Here is a 16569-nt window from a genome sequence, read left to right on the forward strand (position 1 = left end):
ATGGTTCATCATGGACGGCCGCGCATCCGCGTGGCCGTCTTTGCTTGTGTCACCGTCATCGCGTTGGTCGCCGACCAGCTCACGAAACTATGGGCGTTGTCCGCATTGGCTGATGGCCGCACCGTGCGCGTCATCCCCGGTCTGCTGTCGTTCACGCTGGTCCGCAACCCCGGCGCGTCGCTCGGTTTCGGCTCCGGCGCCACGTGGATGATCTCATTGCTCGCCGTCGCCGCATGCGTGGCGCTCGTCGTGCTCGCATGGCGCACCAGGTCGATGGCATGGTCCGTGGCGTTCGCGTTCGCGTTCGCCGGTGCGTTCGGCAACCTCATCGACCGCGTCGTCTACGCGGAAGGCTTCCTCGACGGCAAGGTCGTCGACTTCCTGAATTACGGGTGGTCGGTCGGCAACGTCGCGGACATCTTCCTCATGGTGGCCGGCATCGCCATCGTGATCATGATCCTCCTCAACGTGCCGTTCGACGCGCCTCATGCGTCCGACTCCGATGCGGAAGGCGGCGTCGCATGAGCCGCCTCGCGCCGGCGCCGGACGCGCTCGTCGGCAAACGGTTCGACGTGGCCGTCTCGAAGATGCTCGGTGTCTCGCGTTCGAAGGCCGCCGAGCTCATCGACACCGGACAGGCGAAGGTGCTCGACCGTTCCATCGCGAAATCCGGCATCCTGCAGGCGGGGGAGACCGTCGAATTCGATCTCGTCGAAGAACGCGACGTGCCGGAGCCGATCGCCACGGACATGGCCGTCGTCTACGAGGACGACGACGTGGTCGTGGTCGACAAGCCAGTCGGCGTGGCCGCGCACGCCTCCGTCGGCTGGACCGGTCCGACCGTGCTCGGTTCGCTGCGCGATCGCGGCGTGCACATCACCTCCTACGGCGCCGCCGGGCGCGAAGGCATCGTCTCGCGCCTCGACGTGGGCACCAGCGGCCTCATGCTCGTATGCAAGTCCGATCTCGCATATGTGGAGATGCGCCGGCAGTTCGCCGAACACGAGGTCGTCAAGACCTATCATGCGCTCGTGCAGGGGTCGCTCAAACAGGACAAGGCCACCATCGAGGCGCCGATCGGGCGCGCGAAGGTCTCCGACTTCCGGTTCTGCGTGACGCCTGCCGGCAAGCCGGCGGTCACGCATTGGGACGTGATGGAGCGGTTCGGCTCCGAGGCGACGCTCGTCTCCGTGAACCTGGAGACCGGACGCACGCACCAGATCCGTGTGCATTTCTCCTCCATCGGGCATCCGCTCGCCGGCGACCACATGTATGGCGCGAATCCGGTGCTGGCCGAGGAGCTCGGGCTCGAACGTCAGTGGCTGCACGCGATGCAATTGGAATTCCGCCATCCGCGCACGCACGTGTGGACGACCGTCACCTCGCAGTATCCCGCCGATCTCGCGCACGCGCTCGACGTGATGCGCGTCCGTCACGCACAGGGCGACGATTCGTCCGCGGCGTCGGTCGTGGCATAGGTGGCGGCGAGCCGCGCGCCCACCTCGCGCAGACGCTCGCGCAGGGACGACGGGGCGATGATTTCGATGTCGCCGCCGTCCGCGTACTGCAACGCCCACCACAGCGTCGCCCGCTCGTTGGCGACGACATGCACCTCGTACACGGGACGGGCCGTGCCGTTGCGCGTCACGGTTCCGGCGCGCGTCACATCCGCGTCGTCGAACCAGTCGTAGAGCGGTTCCAACGGTCCGGTGATGCGCATGCTGATCGGCACCGCCGGACCGTTGACCGGGTAGGGACGTTGCGCCATGTGATGCGTGATATCGAACGGGCGGTCGGGCTCGTCGCTGAAATCGTCGAGCCGTTTGACGATCGAATGGTCGGCCTCGTCGAGCCTCAGGTCGCGGATGCGGTCCACGTGCAGATATGACAGTCCGTCGTAGACGTGCATGTGGCACAGCAGATAGTACAGGTTGTTCTTGTACATGAGATGGTACGGGTCGACGTGGTATTCGCGGATCGTCCCGTCGCCGTCGCGGCGAGGGACGAGTCTGCCGTCGATGTCGTACGTGCAGTAGTGGAACGTGATGGCGCGTTCGTGCGCGATCGCGTCGTTGAGCAGTTCGATGTTGTTGAGGAACTCGGTGTTGTAGTTCTTCGGCGTGTCGAGACGCGTCAGGCCGCGCAGCTGCCCGGAACGTCCGGCGAACGAGTAGATCTTGGCGATGAGGTCGCGCAGATATTCGCCGTCCGGCCGGGAGAGCATGACGCCGTCGGTGAGCAGACGCATCTGCGCGGTGTCGAAGACCGGTTCGATATACCAGCCGGGGCGCGGGTCGGCGCTTTCCGCATGCGCGAGGTCGGCCCGGCCGAGATGACCGACTTTGCGTCCGAGCGGGGTCATGTCGCCGAACGCGCGCAGGTGTGTGCGCACGGTCTTCTCGTTCACGCCGAGTCTGGCCGCGATCTGCGCGGCGGTGAGTCCGTGCTCGCGGTCCGTGTGCGCGGCGAGCAGTTCGAGGATCTCCACCACGATCTGCGCGGTCGGCGTCCGGGGCGTCCGGGACGCCTGAGACATCCGGGACGCCCGCGACGGGTCGTCATCGGCCATGCGGGACATTGTCGGCTCCCTTCATCGAACAAGCGTCATCGACTGTCCATCCTACGCGCGTTCGCTGTCCGCCGTTCGTCGCGGGAGAGGCGGGGGACCACGGTGCATGTGGTGCGCGTGGTGCGCGTGGATGGACGGAACCGGACATGGCGGGACTGAGCAGGGCGTGCGGTAGGGTGGAGCGCATGGCCAATTCGGGAGACTTCGTTCATCTGCACAACCACACGCACTATTCGCTGCTCGACGGGGCGTCCAAGATTCCGGATCTCGCCAAATACACGGCCGAGCTGGGCATGCCGGCCGTGGCGATCACCGACCACGGCAACATGCACGGCGCGTACGAGATGTACACGAACTGCGTGGCCAACGGCGTCAAGCCGATCATCGGCATCGAGGCGTACGTGACGCCGGAGACCGCGCGTCAGGACAAGTCCCGCGTGCATTGGGGCACCGAGGACCAGCGCCGCGACGACGTCTCCGGCGGCGGTCTCATCACCCACATGACGATGTGGGCGGAGAACGACGAAGGCCTCGTCAACCTCATCAAGGCCTCCTCCGTGGCGAATCTCGAAGGCCGCGTCCAGCGCTACCCGCGTATGGACAAGGAGGTGCTCGCCACCTATTCGAAAGGCGTGATCGCCTCGTCCGGATGCCCGTCCGGCATCATCCAGACCAGGCTCCGCCTCGGCCAGTTCGACGAGGCGCTGCGCGCCGCCGGCGAATTCCAGGACATCTTCGGCCGCGACAACTTCTTCATCGAGCTCATGGACCATGGACTCAAGATCGAGAAGGAGGTCACCTCCGGCCTGCTGACCATCGCGAAGAAGCTGGACGCGCCGCTGCTCGCCACGAACGACTCCCACTACGTGCACGCCGAGGACGCGGAGGCGCAGGACGCGATGCTGTGCATCAACTCCGGCTCCCACCTCGACGACCCGGACCGCTTCAAGTTCGACGGCACCGGCTACTACATCAAGCCGGCCGCCGAGATGCGCGAGCTGTTCCGCGAGTTCCCCGAGGCGTGCGACAACACGCTGGAGATCGCCGAACGCTGCAACGTGATCTTCGACGACCACGAGGACGGCGCGTTCATGCCCCAGTTCCCCTGCCCGGAAGGCTGGGACGAGGCCTCGCTGTTCCTCAAGAAGGTCGAGGAGGGACTGGAGCGCCGCTACGACGGCAACGTGCCCGAACACGTGTCGAAGCAGGCGGACTACGAGTGCGGCATCATCTGCCAGATGCAGTTCTGCGGCTACTTCCTCGTCGTCGCCGACTACATCCAATGGGCGAAGGACCACGACATCATGGTCGGCCCCGGCCGAGGCTCGGCCGCAGGCTCGATGGTCGCCTACGCGATGGGCATCACCGAGCTCGACCCGCTGGAGCACGGCCTCATCTTCGAGAGGTTCCTCAACCCGGAACGCGTCTCCCTGCCGGATATCGACGTCGACTTCGACCCGGACGGGCGCCTCGACGTCATCAACTACTGCGGCGAGAAATACGGCCACGACAAGGTCGCCCAGTGCGTGATCTACGGCGTCATCAAGACCAAGCAGGCGCTGAAGGACTCGGCGCGCATCATGGGCTACGAGTTCTCGATGGGCGAGAAGGTCACCAAGGCCTTGCCGCCGTCGAAGAACGGCAAGGACGCGTCGCTCAAGGAGATCTTCGACCCCACGTCGAAGCGCTTCGCCGAGGCCCGCGAGTTCCGCGAGCTGTACGAGTCCGACCATGACGCGCACCAGATCGTCGACAAGGCGAAGACCATCGAGGGCCTGATTCGCCAGACCGGCGTGCACGCCTGCGCCACGATCATGGGAAGCGCGCCGATCACCGACACGTCGCCGCTGCTGGAACGCACGGACGGCACCGTCACGACCACGTTCGAATACCATACGTGCGAAACGCTCGGCCTGGTCAAGATGGACTTCCTGGGGCTTTCCAACTTGACGGTCATCCAGGACACGCTGAAGAACATCGTCGCCAACGGCAAGGAGGCGATCGACTACACGAAGATCCCGCTCGACGACAAGGCCACGTACGAGCTGCTGTCGCGCGGCGACACGCTCGGCGTGTTCCAGCTCGATTCCGACGGCATGCGCTCGCTGCTCAAGATGTTGAAGCCCGACAACTTCAACGACATCTCCGCATTGATCGCCCTGTACCGACCGGGCCCGATGTCGATGGAGTCGCACATCAACTATGCGAAGCGCAAGAACGGCCTGCAGAAGATCACGCCGATCCACCCGGAGCTCGACGAGCCGTTGAAGCAGGTGCTCGACGAGACCTACGGCCTGATCATCTACCAGGAGCAGGTGCAGTCCGCCGCGCGTATTTTGGCCGGCTATTCGCTCGGCAAGGCCGACGTGCTCAGGCGCGCGATGGGCAAGAAGAAGCCGGAGGTGCTGGCCAAGGAGAAGGTGCCGTTCTTCGCCGGCATGAAGGAGCACGGCTATTCGGAGGAGTCCGCGCAGGCCGTGTGGGACATCCTGGTCCCGTTCTCCGGCTACGCGTTCAACAAGGCCCACTCCGCCGCCTACGGCCTGATCTCCTATTGGACCGCGTATCTCAAGACCCACTACCCGGTCGAGTTCATGGCCGCGCTGCTTCAGGGCACGAAGGACAACAAGGACAAGACCGCCCTGTATCTGGGTGAGGCGCGCCGCATGGGCATCCAGGTGCTCTCCCCGGACGTCAACGAGTCGCAGCTCGCGTACTCGGCCGTCGGCGACGTCGTGCGCTTCGGTCTCGGCGCGATTCGCAACGTGGGCGACAAGGCGGTGGACGACATCATCGCCGAACGTTCCGGAAGCCACGGCAAATACGTGAACTTCATGGACTTCATCCGCCGCGTGCCGTTGACCGCGTTGAACAAGCGCCTCGTGGAGTCCCTGATCAAGGCGGGCGCGTTCGACTCGATCGACCCGAACCGCCGCGCCCTGTTCCAGGTCCACGAGACCGCCATCGACTCGGTCGTGGGATTGAAGCGCAAGCAGGCGGAAGGCCAGTTCGATCTGTTCTCCGACGACGAGGACGGCGGCGCCGAGGCGATGGGCGACGCCAACGTCACCGTTCCCGACATCGAGGACTGGGACAAGAAGACCCGACTCAACTTCGAAAGGGAGATGCTCGGCCTATACGTGTCCGACCATCCGCTCTCCGGCATGACGGCCGTGCTCGCCGGCCTGCGCGAGATGTCGATCGCGCATCTCATCGACCGGGCGAAGACGATGGGGGAGGGCCAGCAGGTCACGCTCGCCGGCATCGTCACCAAGGTCGACAAGCGCGTCTCCAAGAAGGGCAACCCGTGGGCGCTCGTCACCATCGAGGATCTGGAGGCGTCCATCCAATGCCTGTTCTTCGGCAAAGTGTACGAGGCGGCCGCGCCGAGCCTCAAACAGGATGAGGTCGTGCAGGTGCGTGGGCAGGTGGAGCTGCGCGACGAGGCCGTCTCGCTCAGGGCCACCGAACTCGACGTACCGTCGCTGGAGGCGGAGGACGAACGCCCGGTCGTCATCACGCTGCCCGAGGTGGCGTTGAACCGCGAACACGTCATGCAGCTCGGGCAGGTACTCACCAATCATCCCGGATACTGCGAGGTGAAACTCGCCATCGTGGACGACGGCGGCAAGGCCGAGGTCCTTACGTTCGGCGACAGGTTCCGTGTGAAACGCGACACGTCGCTGTTCGCCGAACTCAAGATCCTGTTCGGCCCCGGCTGCCTGCCCGCCGCCTGACGTAGCCGTTTCCTCCCGCTGGCGGGTGACGTCGGGAAACGCCGGGCGTACCTGGTCCGTTTCCTCCCGCCGGCGGGAGGTGGCCGGGTCCGCCACAATTGCCGGTATGCCGGGTACGCCGTTTTCCTCCCGCCGGCGGGAGGTGGCGCCTAGCGCCGGAGGGTGATTGCCGGGCTACCGCCGCAGCGGCTTGAGCTCGAACACCTCGTCGGACTGGTCGGCGACGGCGGGGGAGTGCGTCACGATGATCACGCACTTGCCTTCCTCGTGGGCGAGCGAGCGGAAGATCGCCATGATGTCGTCCTGCGTGGCCATGTCCAGATTGCCGGTCGGCTCGTCCGCCAGAATGATGTCCGGATCGTAGCCGAGCGCACGGGCGATGGCCACGCGTTGCTGTTCGCCGCCGGACAGGTGCAGGATGCGTTCGTTCGCGTATTCGGCGGGGAGCCTCACCTTGGCGAGCAGTTCGACGACGAGGTCGTGCTTCGGCTTGTCGAACGTCTTGCCGGACGCCTCCATCGACAGCGTGATGTTCTCCTCGACGGTCAGGGCCGGCAGCAGGTTGAAGCTCTGGAAGATCACGCCGATGTCGTGGCTGCGGAACCGGTAGCGGTCCGTCTTCGCGAGGTCGGCGCCGTCGTGGAGGATGCGCCCCTCGGTCGGCGAGGTGAGTCCGGACAGCAGCGAGAGCACGGTGGTCTTGCCCGCGCCGGACGGGCCGACGATCGCGGTCACGGTTCCGGCGTGGAAGTCACGGCTCAGATCGTTGACGACCTTCTTGCCTCCTTTCGTGTACGAGTAGGAGACGTGATCCATGGCGAGCGCGGTGCGTGGTGCGTCGCCGGAGGCTTCGGTCGTGACGGTTGTGGTGGCTGCGGTGGTTGCGGTGGCCGCGCCGGTTTCGTCGGTGATTTCGGTGGTGGTCTTGTCGATGGTTGCGTCGGTCATGATGATGTCCTTTCGGATGGAGGTCAGGAGCGGTCGGCGAGAATCTGGAGCGGTTCGTAGCGGATGATGGCGATGATGCCGGCCAGTGCGGAGACGAGCGTCAGCGCGAGTCCGATGAGTACGAGCTGGGCGACGACCTTGAGGTTCACGGTCGCGTCGATCTCGCTCACGTAGTCGACCGCACGGGAGAATCCGCCGGGACCGCCGTTGCCGTCGTCCCGCGTCGGCTGGGAGGCCTGCGCATCCGACGAACCGGAGTCGGCGTTCTTCGAGTCGGACGTGTCGGAGTCGGAGGATGCGGAATCCGAGGAGGATGACTCTCCGGATGCTCCCGGCATATCCACGTCACGGCCGAACTGCGCCTGACGGTTCGAGGCCTGGGACTCCTGCGAGGAGACCTGCTGTGCGAGCAGCTGGTTCGAGACGGGCACCGATGCCGCGGCACCGCCGGCCACGCCGAGCGCGATGCCGATCATCGTGACGATGAGCAGTTCGAGAACGAACTGGGCGGCGACCTTAGACTTGCGGATGCCGATGGCGGTGAGCACGCCCACCTCGTATTTGCGCTCGCGCACGTTGAACAGGTTGATGACGACGAGTACCACCGCGCCGACGGCCAGCACGATGACGAGCAGCGTCAGCGCGAACTTGGCGAGATTGTCGAGCGGCACGAGACTGGACTCGTAGTTCTCGACGTCCGCGGAGGAGACGGTGTACGTGTCGTCCAATCCGGCTTTCTCGACGTCCTTCGCGAACGTCTCATAGTCGCTTTCGTTCGCCAGGACGTAGGTGAAGCTCAGTTGGGTGCGGGAGGCGGAGGTCTGTGTGGAGGAGCCGGAGGAGGAATCCGTGGAATCGGTGGAGTCGCTCGACTCGGTGGACAGTCCGAGCTTCTTCAGCGTGCTCACCGACGTGTAAATCGCGTTGTCCGGGTCGGAGGAGGTGCCGCCCATCGGGCCGTTCGCGCCGGTGTTCGACGAGGTCGCGTTCTTGTAGATGCCGACGATGGTCAGCTCGTAGGTCGTGTCGTCGCCGGACAGATCGGCCACGCTGATCGTGTCGCCCACCTTGAGCCCGTTGAAATCGGCGAGCGCCTTGGAAATAATCACCTCGCCGTCGGAGGAGGAGCCGTAGCCGAACACCTTGCCGCTGGACATCGTGAATGTGCCGTTCGCGGCGGCGGCGACGGCCTCGTCGGAGGAGAATCCGACGAGAGAGAAGTCGCCGGAATCCATGCCCATGCCGCCGCCTTGGCCTCCCATGCCGCCCGGGCCTCCCTGACCGTCGCCGCCTTGCGCGCCGCCGTCCGAGGAGGAATCGGTCGAGCCGGTCGACGAGGACGAGCCGGTCGAGTTCGCCTCGTTCGACGTGGTCGATTCGACCGGCTGGAACGCGTCGGTGCCGTTCACGGACGTGGTCTCCGTGTAGTACGTGTCGACGTTCACGCTGGATGCCTTCGCGTATTTCCTGTAGTCGGCGAGGGACAGCGCATTCTGATCGAGCGCGTCGCGCATCGAACCGAAGTCAGGGCGTCCCGACGAGTCGGACGACGAATCGGACGATGCGGCCTGTTTCGCCTTGGTCATCATCGCCTCGCGGTCCACGCCGATCGTCGCGGTGACGCTCGTCGAGGCGAGGCCGGTTTCGCGCGCGGTCTCCGCGGCGTTCCTGATGGACAGTCCGATCGTCGCCGCGGCGGCGATGATCGCCACGATGACGACGATGAGGACGTTGCGTCCTTTGTTGCGCACGACCGACCGCCATGCGTTCTTCAGCACGAACATGGATGTTCCTTTTTGCTTCCATGCGCCGGGCCCTGCGCCCCGCGCCACGGCCTCCAGCATGCGTCTCGGGCTTGGGAGCACCCTTGCCGTGGGCTTGAGACCCGCCGGTGCGCTCGGAGGGGAAACCGGGGGAGTTTCCTGAATGTGCGCTGGAAAGGTGTCGGTACCGGGGTCATTCGACGGGTGTCGTCGTGTCCGGCCCGGGAGCGACGTCGACCTGCGCCTGCGGGGGACGGTATTCGATTCTGCCCTCGTAGTATTGAGTCTCCTTGAGCTCGCCGTCGATGATTTGCGCGAAATGCCGTTCATGCGTGGTCACTGCCGTGCCACCCAGGTCGGAGGCGTTCTGGTAGGCGGCCTGATGGTATTTGAGCCAGTGGGTCATCTCCTTCGTCTCGGCGGGGTCGGTCACGGGGGCGGCCGCGTAGGGGCTGTCGCCCCAGATGCCGGAATCGGTGCCGGGGATGCAGGAGCCGTCCTCGCCGATTCTGGGACCCTCGATGTCGGGCGCGGGGTTGAGCGTGCCACGCACCGTCATCCAATGCTCGTTCGCCGGGTTCTCGGCACCGTCCAGCGCGGCCACGAACTCGTCTTCGATCTCGATGCTCGTCACCCACGTGGTTTCCGGGATCGGGTGGTTGGCGATCGGCGAGCCAGCGGTCACGATGTGTTCGATGTTGAACCGTTCCGATTCGTCGGAGGCGATCGCCGCGGCCACGATGCCGCCCTGCGAGTGTCCGACGATGGCGACCGGCTCGTCGGGGCGGATGCCGGCCTGTTCCATCGCCTCGACCACCATGCGGGCGCTGTCGGCGCGCCTCCGGCGTTCGGGGTCGTCGCTCATCAGCTCGACGTTCTGCTCCCAGCCGAACGGGGAATCCCATTGCCCGTCCGTGCCGGGCACGGTGACGAGCCAGGCGTTCGACCCGTCCGCCTTCTCATAGCGTTGCACCGCCACCGTTCCGTAGGCGAGTCCGGAGTCGAGGTCGATCTTGCCGAGCCGTTCCTCGCCGAGCCGGCGCAGATTCTCCAACGAGTCCCCGACCGACGAGGAGCCGCGTACCACGTCGGCGCGTGCGTCGACGCGTGTGACGGTGAGCGCATTGCCCTGGTAGATGTCCTTGATCGGTCCCGACCATGTGCCGATTTTGCCGGCCGCCTGGTTCGTCTCGTCGGTCGCCAGGACGCCGTCGATGATGGTGACGCCGGCGAGCATCGACGCGATGCCCGACACGTATCCCTCCTGGAACTGGGAGGTGATCCATGAGGAGTATCCGGGGGTGAAGGCGCGTTCGGTGCCCAGACCGTATAGCAGACCACCGGATATGCCGCCGATCATGGCGGCGGTCGCCCATACCGGGAACCGTTCGGTGAGTGCTTGCGTGGTTTCGGTGACGACGCGCCGCGCCGCGCGCTCCGCCTCCGAATACAGCCCGTTGGCGCGGACGAGCAGATCCTCCATGCCACGCACCTTCGCGCAGGTATCGCTGAATTCGGCGGCACGCTGCTGGCATACGCTGATGAGCTGGTCGTAGGGGAGCGTCGTATGCTCCGTGCCGGCCATGGATCGCGCGCCGGAGGCGAGCGTCGTGCACAAGGGGACGCTGGTGCGGTCGGCGGCGATGTCGGTCGCCGCCGTCGACCATGCGAGCGCATGCACGCTCAACTCGGTGTAGGCGTCTTCGAGAACGGTCTGCGCTGTCTGGAACTCCTCGATGGTGGCGGGCGAGGACTGGTGGCCGCCGTGGATCCGCGACGTGATCTGCCATCCCATGTCACGCCTCCACCATGCGAGCCGTGGCGGCCGCGTCGTCGTCGTGCATGTCCAGTGGCGCGCGCAATGACTGCAGCCGGTCACGGAACAGGGAGGCGGCGTTGCCCTCCCAGTCGATCGAGGCGCATGAGGCGAGGGCCGTGCGCACCCGGTCGGTCACGCGCGGCGTGTCCGCGGCGACGGATGCGATGCGTTCGCGACTCGTGCTCACGGCCTCATGGCAGCGGCAGGAGTCGTCGAACATGGTGTTCGGCTGGAGGCCGAACGAGGAGGAGCCGGCGGTGAACGGCGCGAACAGGCGCACCGTGCCCGGAAGAATGATGGTCGACGTGTTCATGCCACCATTGAACGGGAACCGTCGCGGCGGCGTCCAGCCGGAACGGGGGCTGTGGTCGGAGCCCCCGTTATCCACCGTTTGTTAACGGACTTGGCAATGGAACGCTACCACGGTTTGGTGGTCTGGCTCTTGGTGGTGTCCTTGGCAGCCTCGTCCTTCTGCTTCGAGGTCGAATCCGATGGCGTGGACTGCTGGTTCGCTTTGAGCAGCTCCTCGACCTGCTTCTTCTGCTTGGCGGTCAGACCGCCGCCCTTCTTCGCGTTCTTCGACGCGCCGGTGCCCGCCCCGGAACCGCTCGCCGAGCCGTCGGCCGCCGTGGAGTCGCCCTTCTGCCGGGCGATCTCCTTCGTCGTGCGGTTCGTGAGCTGCTTCGACACCTGCTGGTTCTGCCGGATTGACTGCTTCAGCGACGGGACGAGCAGGAAGTCGAGGACTCCGGCATCCGCGAACTGGGCGTCGGCCTGCTGTTGTCCGGCGTTGAGCGCGTCGAGGTCCGCGTCGGATTTCCCGGCGGTCTTCAGGTTCGCGTTCAGCGTGGCGGTCGCCTGGTTGTAGCGCATGACCGCCACGAGGTTCACGCCGGCCACGCCCGCTACACACAGGGAGAGGACGGCCAGCACGGTGAGCAGCACGCGCACGCCCATTGGGGCGCGCGCCGCCGGCATGGAATCTGGCTTCGCACTCATATGAGCCTCCTTGACAGGGCGAACTGCGCTCCCGCCTCCCAGGCGAGCAGCAGCGCGGCGGCGATGGCGATCGGCCAGACGACCGGTGTCACTCTCGTGCGCTCCTTACGCGTGTTCGTCATCTTCCATTTGTCGCTTGTCTTAGCCGACAATCCGGCGGTCATCGTGTCCGACGCGTCCACCTTGAGATAAGTGCCGCCCATCTCGTCGGCGATGTCCTTGAGGTTCCCCTCGTCCATCTTCGACACGCCTGGCTGCCCGGTGTCCGGGTCGGTGACCCACTCCTGGGATCCGGCGTCGCCCGAGGACACGCTGTCGGCGATCTTCGGGATGTTGCCGCCCTGCGTGGAGCCGACACCCACCGTGAACGCGTCATCGAGATAGCTGCGCAGCGTGGAGAACGTGCGTCGTGCCTTCGACGAGGTCTGCTCGCCGTCGGTGATCACATACAGCACGATTGCATCGTCGGGATGCTGGTCGCGGATCTGCTTCAGCGTGGTGACCAGCTGGTCGAGCGGTGCGTCCAGCGACGAACCCGCCGACACGCTCGTCGCCTCGGGAACCAGCGTGTTCGCCCAGCTGCGGATCGCCGGAGCGTCGGGCGTCAACGGCACGTCGAGCGTGCCGGACGCGCCGAACCGCAACGCGGCAAAACTCGAGTCCGCGTACATCGTCGTCAAATCGTCGACCGCCTTGCGGGCGGCTTCCAGCCTCGTGATGGGCGTGTCGGAGCCGTATGCGGCATCGGTGACGGCCATCGAGCCGGTCACGTCGACCGCGACCACCACGTCGGTGGCGTTCACGGCGCGCGACGTGGTCGACGAGACCATCGACGGGGTGAGCACGGCGAACCCGACGAGCAGGCAGATGAGCGTGCGGCGCACACAGGAGGCGACCGTCTCGTCGCCTGCCGTGTGGCGCACATGACGCACGACGCCGATGACGGCGAACACGAGCATCGCCGCGGCGATCGCGCCGCCGACCGGCCAGCCGAGCGCGGGGGAGAGCGTCCATACCGAATTCATCGCCTCAACCTCCAGACCACGAGCAGCCACAGGGCGACGATGACCGCCAGCGCGACCGCGAACCAACCGGGATCGTCGACCATCGCCGCCTGATGCGAGCTGCGGCTTTCCGCCGAACGTCGTTCGTCGATGTCACGCACCAGTTCGTCGACGCTGCCGCCGTTCGACTGCGTGAGGAACACGCCGCCATGCGATTCGATGAGATCCTTCATCCGCGTGGTCGTCTCGTCGCCTTCACTCTGTGTGGGGCCCGAGAACAGTCCGTCCACCGTGATCTTCGCGCTCTTCGTCAGATCCAACGCCTGTTCGAGCGTGTACGTGGGCGTGCCGGACACCACGTTGTCGGTGGCGAGCACGATCGACGCGGCGCGCGTGCGCGTGACGTCGGAACCGTCGTCGGAGGACGATCCGTAGGCGAAGCCGGGGAGCATCGCCGCGCAGGAGACCACGCCGTCGCCGATCAACGACGTCGTGTCCTTGCGGTTCTGCGTGCCCTCCAGCCAGTCGGCGATCCTCTGATAGTCGGCGTCGCTCATCTTGTCGATGTCATCCTGCGATTCGACGCCCTTCAACGCCTTCGAGGCGGCATCGAGCTGCTCGGTGACCAGATCGTAGTCGTCGGTCAGCGGGAACACGGTGCGCGACGTCGAATTGAAGATGCTCATGCCGATGCGTTCGCCCTCGAAATGATCCACCAGGTCACGGTACGTGTCGATGACCTGACGGTCGTAGGGCAGCGTCGAACCGGACACGTCGAGACACAGCACGATGTCGCGGCTCGACGAACGCTCCTCGCTCACATCCACCGTCGCCGGCCGCGCGATCATCGCGACCGCCACGGCGAGCGCGAGCACGACGAGCACGGCGGCGCACCGGTTCAGCCACCGCCACTGGCGGAACAGCTTCGAGGCGCGTTCCGTGTTGAGGTCGTCGTCCAGTGTGAACACGCGCACCGTGTCCATGTGGTGGCGTCGCGACGAGAGCGCGACGATCAATGCGATCAGCGCCGCCGCGACGAGCGAGGCGGCCAGGGCGGCCCACGGCCATTGCCATGACAACTGCATCAGCGTCCCCACCTTTCCACGAGATTCGATACCCATCCGGCCGCCTCCTCGACGCTCGCCTCACGCGCATGCGCGTTCACGGCGGCGTCGGCGAACTCCGGCGGGTAGAGGGCGGCGATCGTCATGCGCAGCAGGTCGAGACCGCTCCGAGTGGATGGGTCGCGCGGTTCGACGCGGATGTCGGTCAACGTGTACGAGGCCAGATCGCGTCCTGTCGCCTCGGAGGCGAAATCGCGCGCGATCGTCGCGAGTTCAGCGAACGCGTCCTCGCGGCCCAGCGCGCCATCCGCATGACGGGCCACCACGTCGTCGATGCGCGCGCGCCACGCGGCCTTGTCGCCGGCACCGCTGTGGGCGCCATGCGGGCGGGTCCTGACACGGTTCCGCCGCGGTCGGGACAACAGCACCACGCCGGTGATGAGCGCGGCGGCGAGCAGCAGGAACGCCACCAGCATCGCGACGAACGGGCCGGTCATGTCGATCTGGCCCGCAGGCGTGAGATCATCCGACTTCAATGCGAGCGTCGCATGGAGGATTCCCGATGCGACGTACGGGGAGAGAAACGCGGTCATGCGGCGCCTCCCATCACGGTCAGATCGGCGGGCGGACGCAGCTGGTTCGCGGTGTTGCCGGCCAGGGAACGGGCGACGAGACGCACGAACGCATCGAACATCGCCTCGCTGGAGGCCGCGTGGATCATATGGCCGCCGGCGCGTCCGAGCTCGCGTTCCAGCGCGGCCGCCATGTAGGCGCGGTGCGTGTCCACCTCGGCCGCGGCGCGCGCGTCCGCGAGGAACGCGGGCAGACGCCGCATGCCCATGCCGTCGAGCACGCCCACGGCCCGGGCCGCGGAGAACGGGTTCACGGTCGCCACGTCGATGACCACGATCGGATGCGTGCGCGCCACCAGACGCAGCGTCTTCAACTGACCGTCGCCCAACGCGTGCTCGTCGGTGGCGAGCACGATCAGCGCGCGCCGGTCCTTGATGCGCCGCGCGTAGGCGAGCAGGGCGTCGATGTTGCGCGGCTGATCCCAGTCGCGATCCAACGCCTCGTCGAGCGTGCGCTCGAACTGGGCGAACCCGCCGTTGAACGGCACGCGCGTGATGCTCGCCGCGTCGGAGAGTACCAACGACAGGTCGTCGGAACGACGCAGCGACAGGGCGGCGAACATGCGCAGCGCGTTCGCCGCGACCTCGAAGGCGCGTTCGCCCGACTCGCAGGCCCCCGTCATCTCACGGCCCACGTCGAGCATCATCCACACGCGCGACGTGACCTGACGCTCGCGGCGTACCACCATCGGGCGGCCCTGGCGCGCGCTCGTCTTCCATTCGATCAGACGCGCCTCATCGCCGGGCTCGTAGGCGCGCACGTCCATCAGCTCGTCCGAGCCTCCCGGGCGACGCGACGCATGCTCGCCCTCGATCACACCCAGCGCCTTGCGGACGGTGGGCAGACTCAGCTGCGTGCCCAACGCCTCGATCTTGGCCCTGATCGGATCGTCGGTTCGCGTGTCGATCATGGAACGGGAACCGCCCTGACGATGCGGTCGACGACCTGGTCGGCGGTCACGCCGTCCGCCAGCGCCTCGAACGTGAGCACGATGCGGTGGCGCATCACCTCATGCACCACCGACTTCACATCCTCCGGCACCACGTAGTCGCGGCCCTTGAGCAGCGCGTTCGCCTGGCCGATGCGCATCAGCGCGATCGAGGCTCGCGGCGAGGCGCCTAGCCTGACCAACGAGCCCAGACCCTGCACGGGGTTCGAGCCGGCGCCGCGCGACGTGGCGGCCAGATCGACCGCGTAGCGCATGATCGCGTCGGACACGTGCACGCGACGGGCGGCCGCACGCAGGAACTCCACGTCGCGGATCGACACCTGATCGGCCGGCAGCTGCGCCGGATCGAGCACGTCGGAGCCACGGCGGGTCAGCAGCGCCAGCATGCGGCGCTCCTCGTCGGCCGTCGGATAGGTCATCACGGCCTTCATCATGAAACGGTCCATCTGGGCCTCGGGCAGTGTGAACGTGCCCTCCTCCTCGATCGGGTTCTGCGTGGCGATCACCATGAACGGCTTCGGCAGGGCGATGCGCTCGCCGCCGATCGTCGTCGCGCCCTCGGCCATCGCCTCGAGCATCGCGGACTGGGTCTTCGCGTTCGAACGGTTGATCTCGTCGAGCAGCACGAAGTTCGCATGGATCGGGCCGATCTGCGTGGTGAACTTCTGCGAGGCGAAGTCGAACACCTGCGTGCCCACCAGATCGGAGGGCATGAGGTCCGGCGTGCACTGCACGCGCTTGAACGTGCCCGACACGGAGGTGGCGAGCGTCTGCGCGGCCGTCGTCTTGGCCAGACCCGGCACCGATTCGATGAGGATGTGACCGCCGGCCACCAGCGTGAGGATCAGCGATTCGCGAAGATTGTCCTGTCCGACGAGCGTCTGCGCGAAGCGCGCGCGGATGCGGTCGGCCAACGCCGCGGCCCGCTTCACGTCGTCCGCGGCGATCGCGCTCGCCGCCACGGGGACCCGCATGCCGGCGGGCTGAGGGGGCATCTGTGGATTCGGAGGGAAAATTGCCATGCGTTCCACTCTAACCGCGTGCGATGACCGCCCATCCTGACAGGCGGCTGGACGGGCGGTCG

General features: G+C 66.4%; 14 protein-coding genes and 1 pseudogene. 3 read left to right on the forward strand and 12 right to left on the reverse strand.

The annotated features are described in order from the left end of the window. On the forward strand, positions 1 to 525 hold the full coding sequence (locus tag AC1AYR_RS00815; protein WP_101622126.1) for a signal peptidase II: 525 nt from the start codon (positions 1 to 3) through the stop codon (positions 523 to 525). After that, on the forward strand, positions 522 to 1478 hold the full coding sequence (locus AC1AYR_RS00820) for an RluA family pseudouridine synthase (RefSeq protein ID WP_101622096.1): 957 nt from the start codon (positions 522 to 524) through the stop codon (positions 1476 to 1478). The genes AC1AYR_RS00815 and AC1AYR_RS00820 overlap by 4 nt, the downstream gene beginning before the upstream one ends. Here AC1AYR_RS00820 and AC1AYR_RS00825 read toward each other — a convergent pair. After that, positions 1433 to 2536, reverse strand: a complete 1104-nt coding sequence (locus AC1AYR_RS00825) for a WYL domain-containing protein (RefSeq protein ID WP_101622127.1) — start codon at positions 2534 to 2536, stop codon at positions 1433 to 1435. The two genes, AC1AYR_RS00820 and AC1AYR_RS00825, sit on opposite strands and share 46 nt — an antisense overlap. 218 nt (positions 2537 to 2754) lie before the next feature. Here AC1AYR_RS00825 and dnaE point away from each other — a divergent pair, with 218 nt between their 5' ends. Beyond that, on the forward strand, positions 2755 to 6306 hold the full coding sequence (dnaE, locus tag AC1AYR_RS00830) for a DNA polymerase III subunit alpha (RefSeq protein WP_476511064.1): 3552 nt from the start codon (positions 2755 to 2757) through the stop codon (positions 6304 to 6306). 174 nt (positions 6307 to 6480) lie between these two features. Here dnaE and AC1AYR_RS00835 read toward each other — a convergent pair whose 3' ends face one another. The 11 genes and pseudogenes from AC1AYR_RS00835 to AC1AYR_RS00885 form a co-directional block, all read right to left on the reverse strand. Beyond that, on the reverse strand, positions 6481 to 7122 hold the full coding sequence (locus AC1AYR_RS00835; protein WP_476511192.1) for an ABC transporter ATP-binding protein: 642 nt from the start codon (positions 7120 to 7122) through the stop codon (positions 6481 to 6483). A gap of 155 nt (positions 7123 to 7277) precedes the next feature. Further along, positions 7278 to 7592: a hypothetical protein gene (locus tag AC1AYR_RS00840; protein ID WP_476511063.1), complete on the reverse strand. Its 315-nt coding sequence runs from the start codon at positions 7590 to 7592 to the stop codon at positions 7278 to 7280. 7 nt (positions 7593 to 7599) lie between these two features. Beyond that, positions 7600 to 8495, reverse strand: a pseudogene (locus tag AC1AYR_RS00845) (ABC transporter permease). Between the two features lie 715 nt (positions 8496 to 9210). Further along, complete coding sequence (locus tag AC1AYR_RS00850) at positions 9211 to 10812, reverse strand: esterase/lipase family protein (protein ID WP_476511062.1); 1602 nt, start codon at positions 10810 to 10812, stop codon at positions 9211 to 9213. 1 nt (position 10813) lies between these two features. Beyond that, a complete protein-coding gene (locus AC1AYR_RS00855) occupies positions 10814 to 11149 on the reverse strand; it encodes a hypothetical protein (RefSeq protein WP_476511061.1) in 336 nt (111 codons plus the stop codon). A 104-nt stretch (positions 11150 to 11253) separates the two neighbouring features. Next, positions 11254 to 11835 (reverse strand): DUF6466 family protein, encoded by a 582-nt coding sequence (locus AC1AYR_RS00860; protein ID WP_476511060.1) that lies wholly within the window; start codon positions 11833 to 11835, stop codon positions 11254 to 11256. Continuing rightward, on the reverse strand, positions 11832 to 12860 hold the full coding sequence (locus tag AC1AYR_RS00865; RefSeq protein WP_476511059.1) for a vWA domain-containing protein: 1029 nt from the start codon (positions 12858 to 12860) through the stop codon (positions 11832 to 11834). The genes AC1AYR_RS00860 and AC1AYR_RS00865 overlap by 4 nt, the downstream gene beginning before the upstream one ends. Beyond that, entirely contained in the window at positions 12857 to 13924 is a 1068-nt protein-coding gene (locus tag AC1AYR_RS00870; protein WP_476511058.1) for a vWA domain-containing protein, read from the reverse strand. Before AC1AYR_RS00870 ends, AC1AYR_RS00865 begins: the two co-directional genes overlap by 4 nt. Further along, complete coding sequence (locus AC1AYR_RS00875) at positions 13924 to 14496, reverse strand: hypothetical protein (protein WP_476511057.1); 573 nt, start codon at positions 14494 to 14496, stop codon at positions 13924 to 13926. Before AC1AYR_RS00875 ends, AC1AYR_RS00870 begins: the two co-directional genes overlap by 1 nt. Next, positions 14493 to 15446 (reverse strand): DUF58 domain-containing protein, encoded by a 954-nt coding sequence (locus AC1AYR_RS00880; RefSeq protein WP_476511056.1) that lies wholly within the window; start codon positions 15444 to 15446, stop codon positions 14493 to 14495. Before AC1AYR_RS00880 ends, AC1AYR_RS00875 begins: the two co-directional genes overlap by 4 nt. Then, on the reverse strand, positions 15443 to 16507 hold the full coding sequence (locus AC1AYR_RS00885; RefSeq protein WP_476511055.1) for an AAA family ATPase: 1065 nt from the start codon (positions 16505 to 16507) through the stop codon (positions 15443 to 15445). Before AC1AYR_RS00885 ends, AC1AYR_RS00880 begins: the two co-directional genes overlap by 4 nt. Positions 16508 to 16569: the final 62 nt, after the last annotated feature.

The sequence above is a fragment of the Bifidobacterium sp. LH_417 genome (assembly GCF_056357035.1).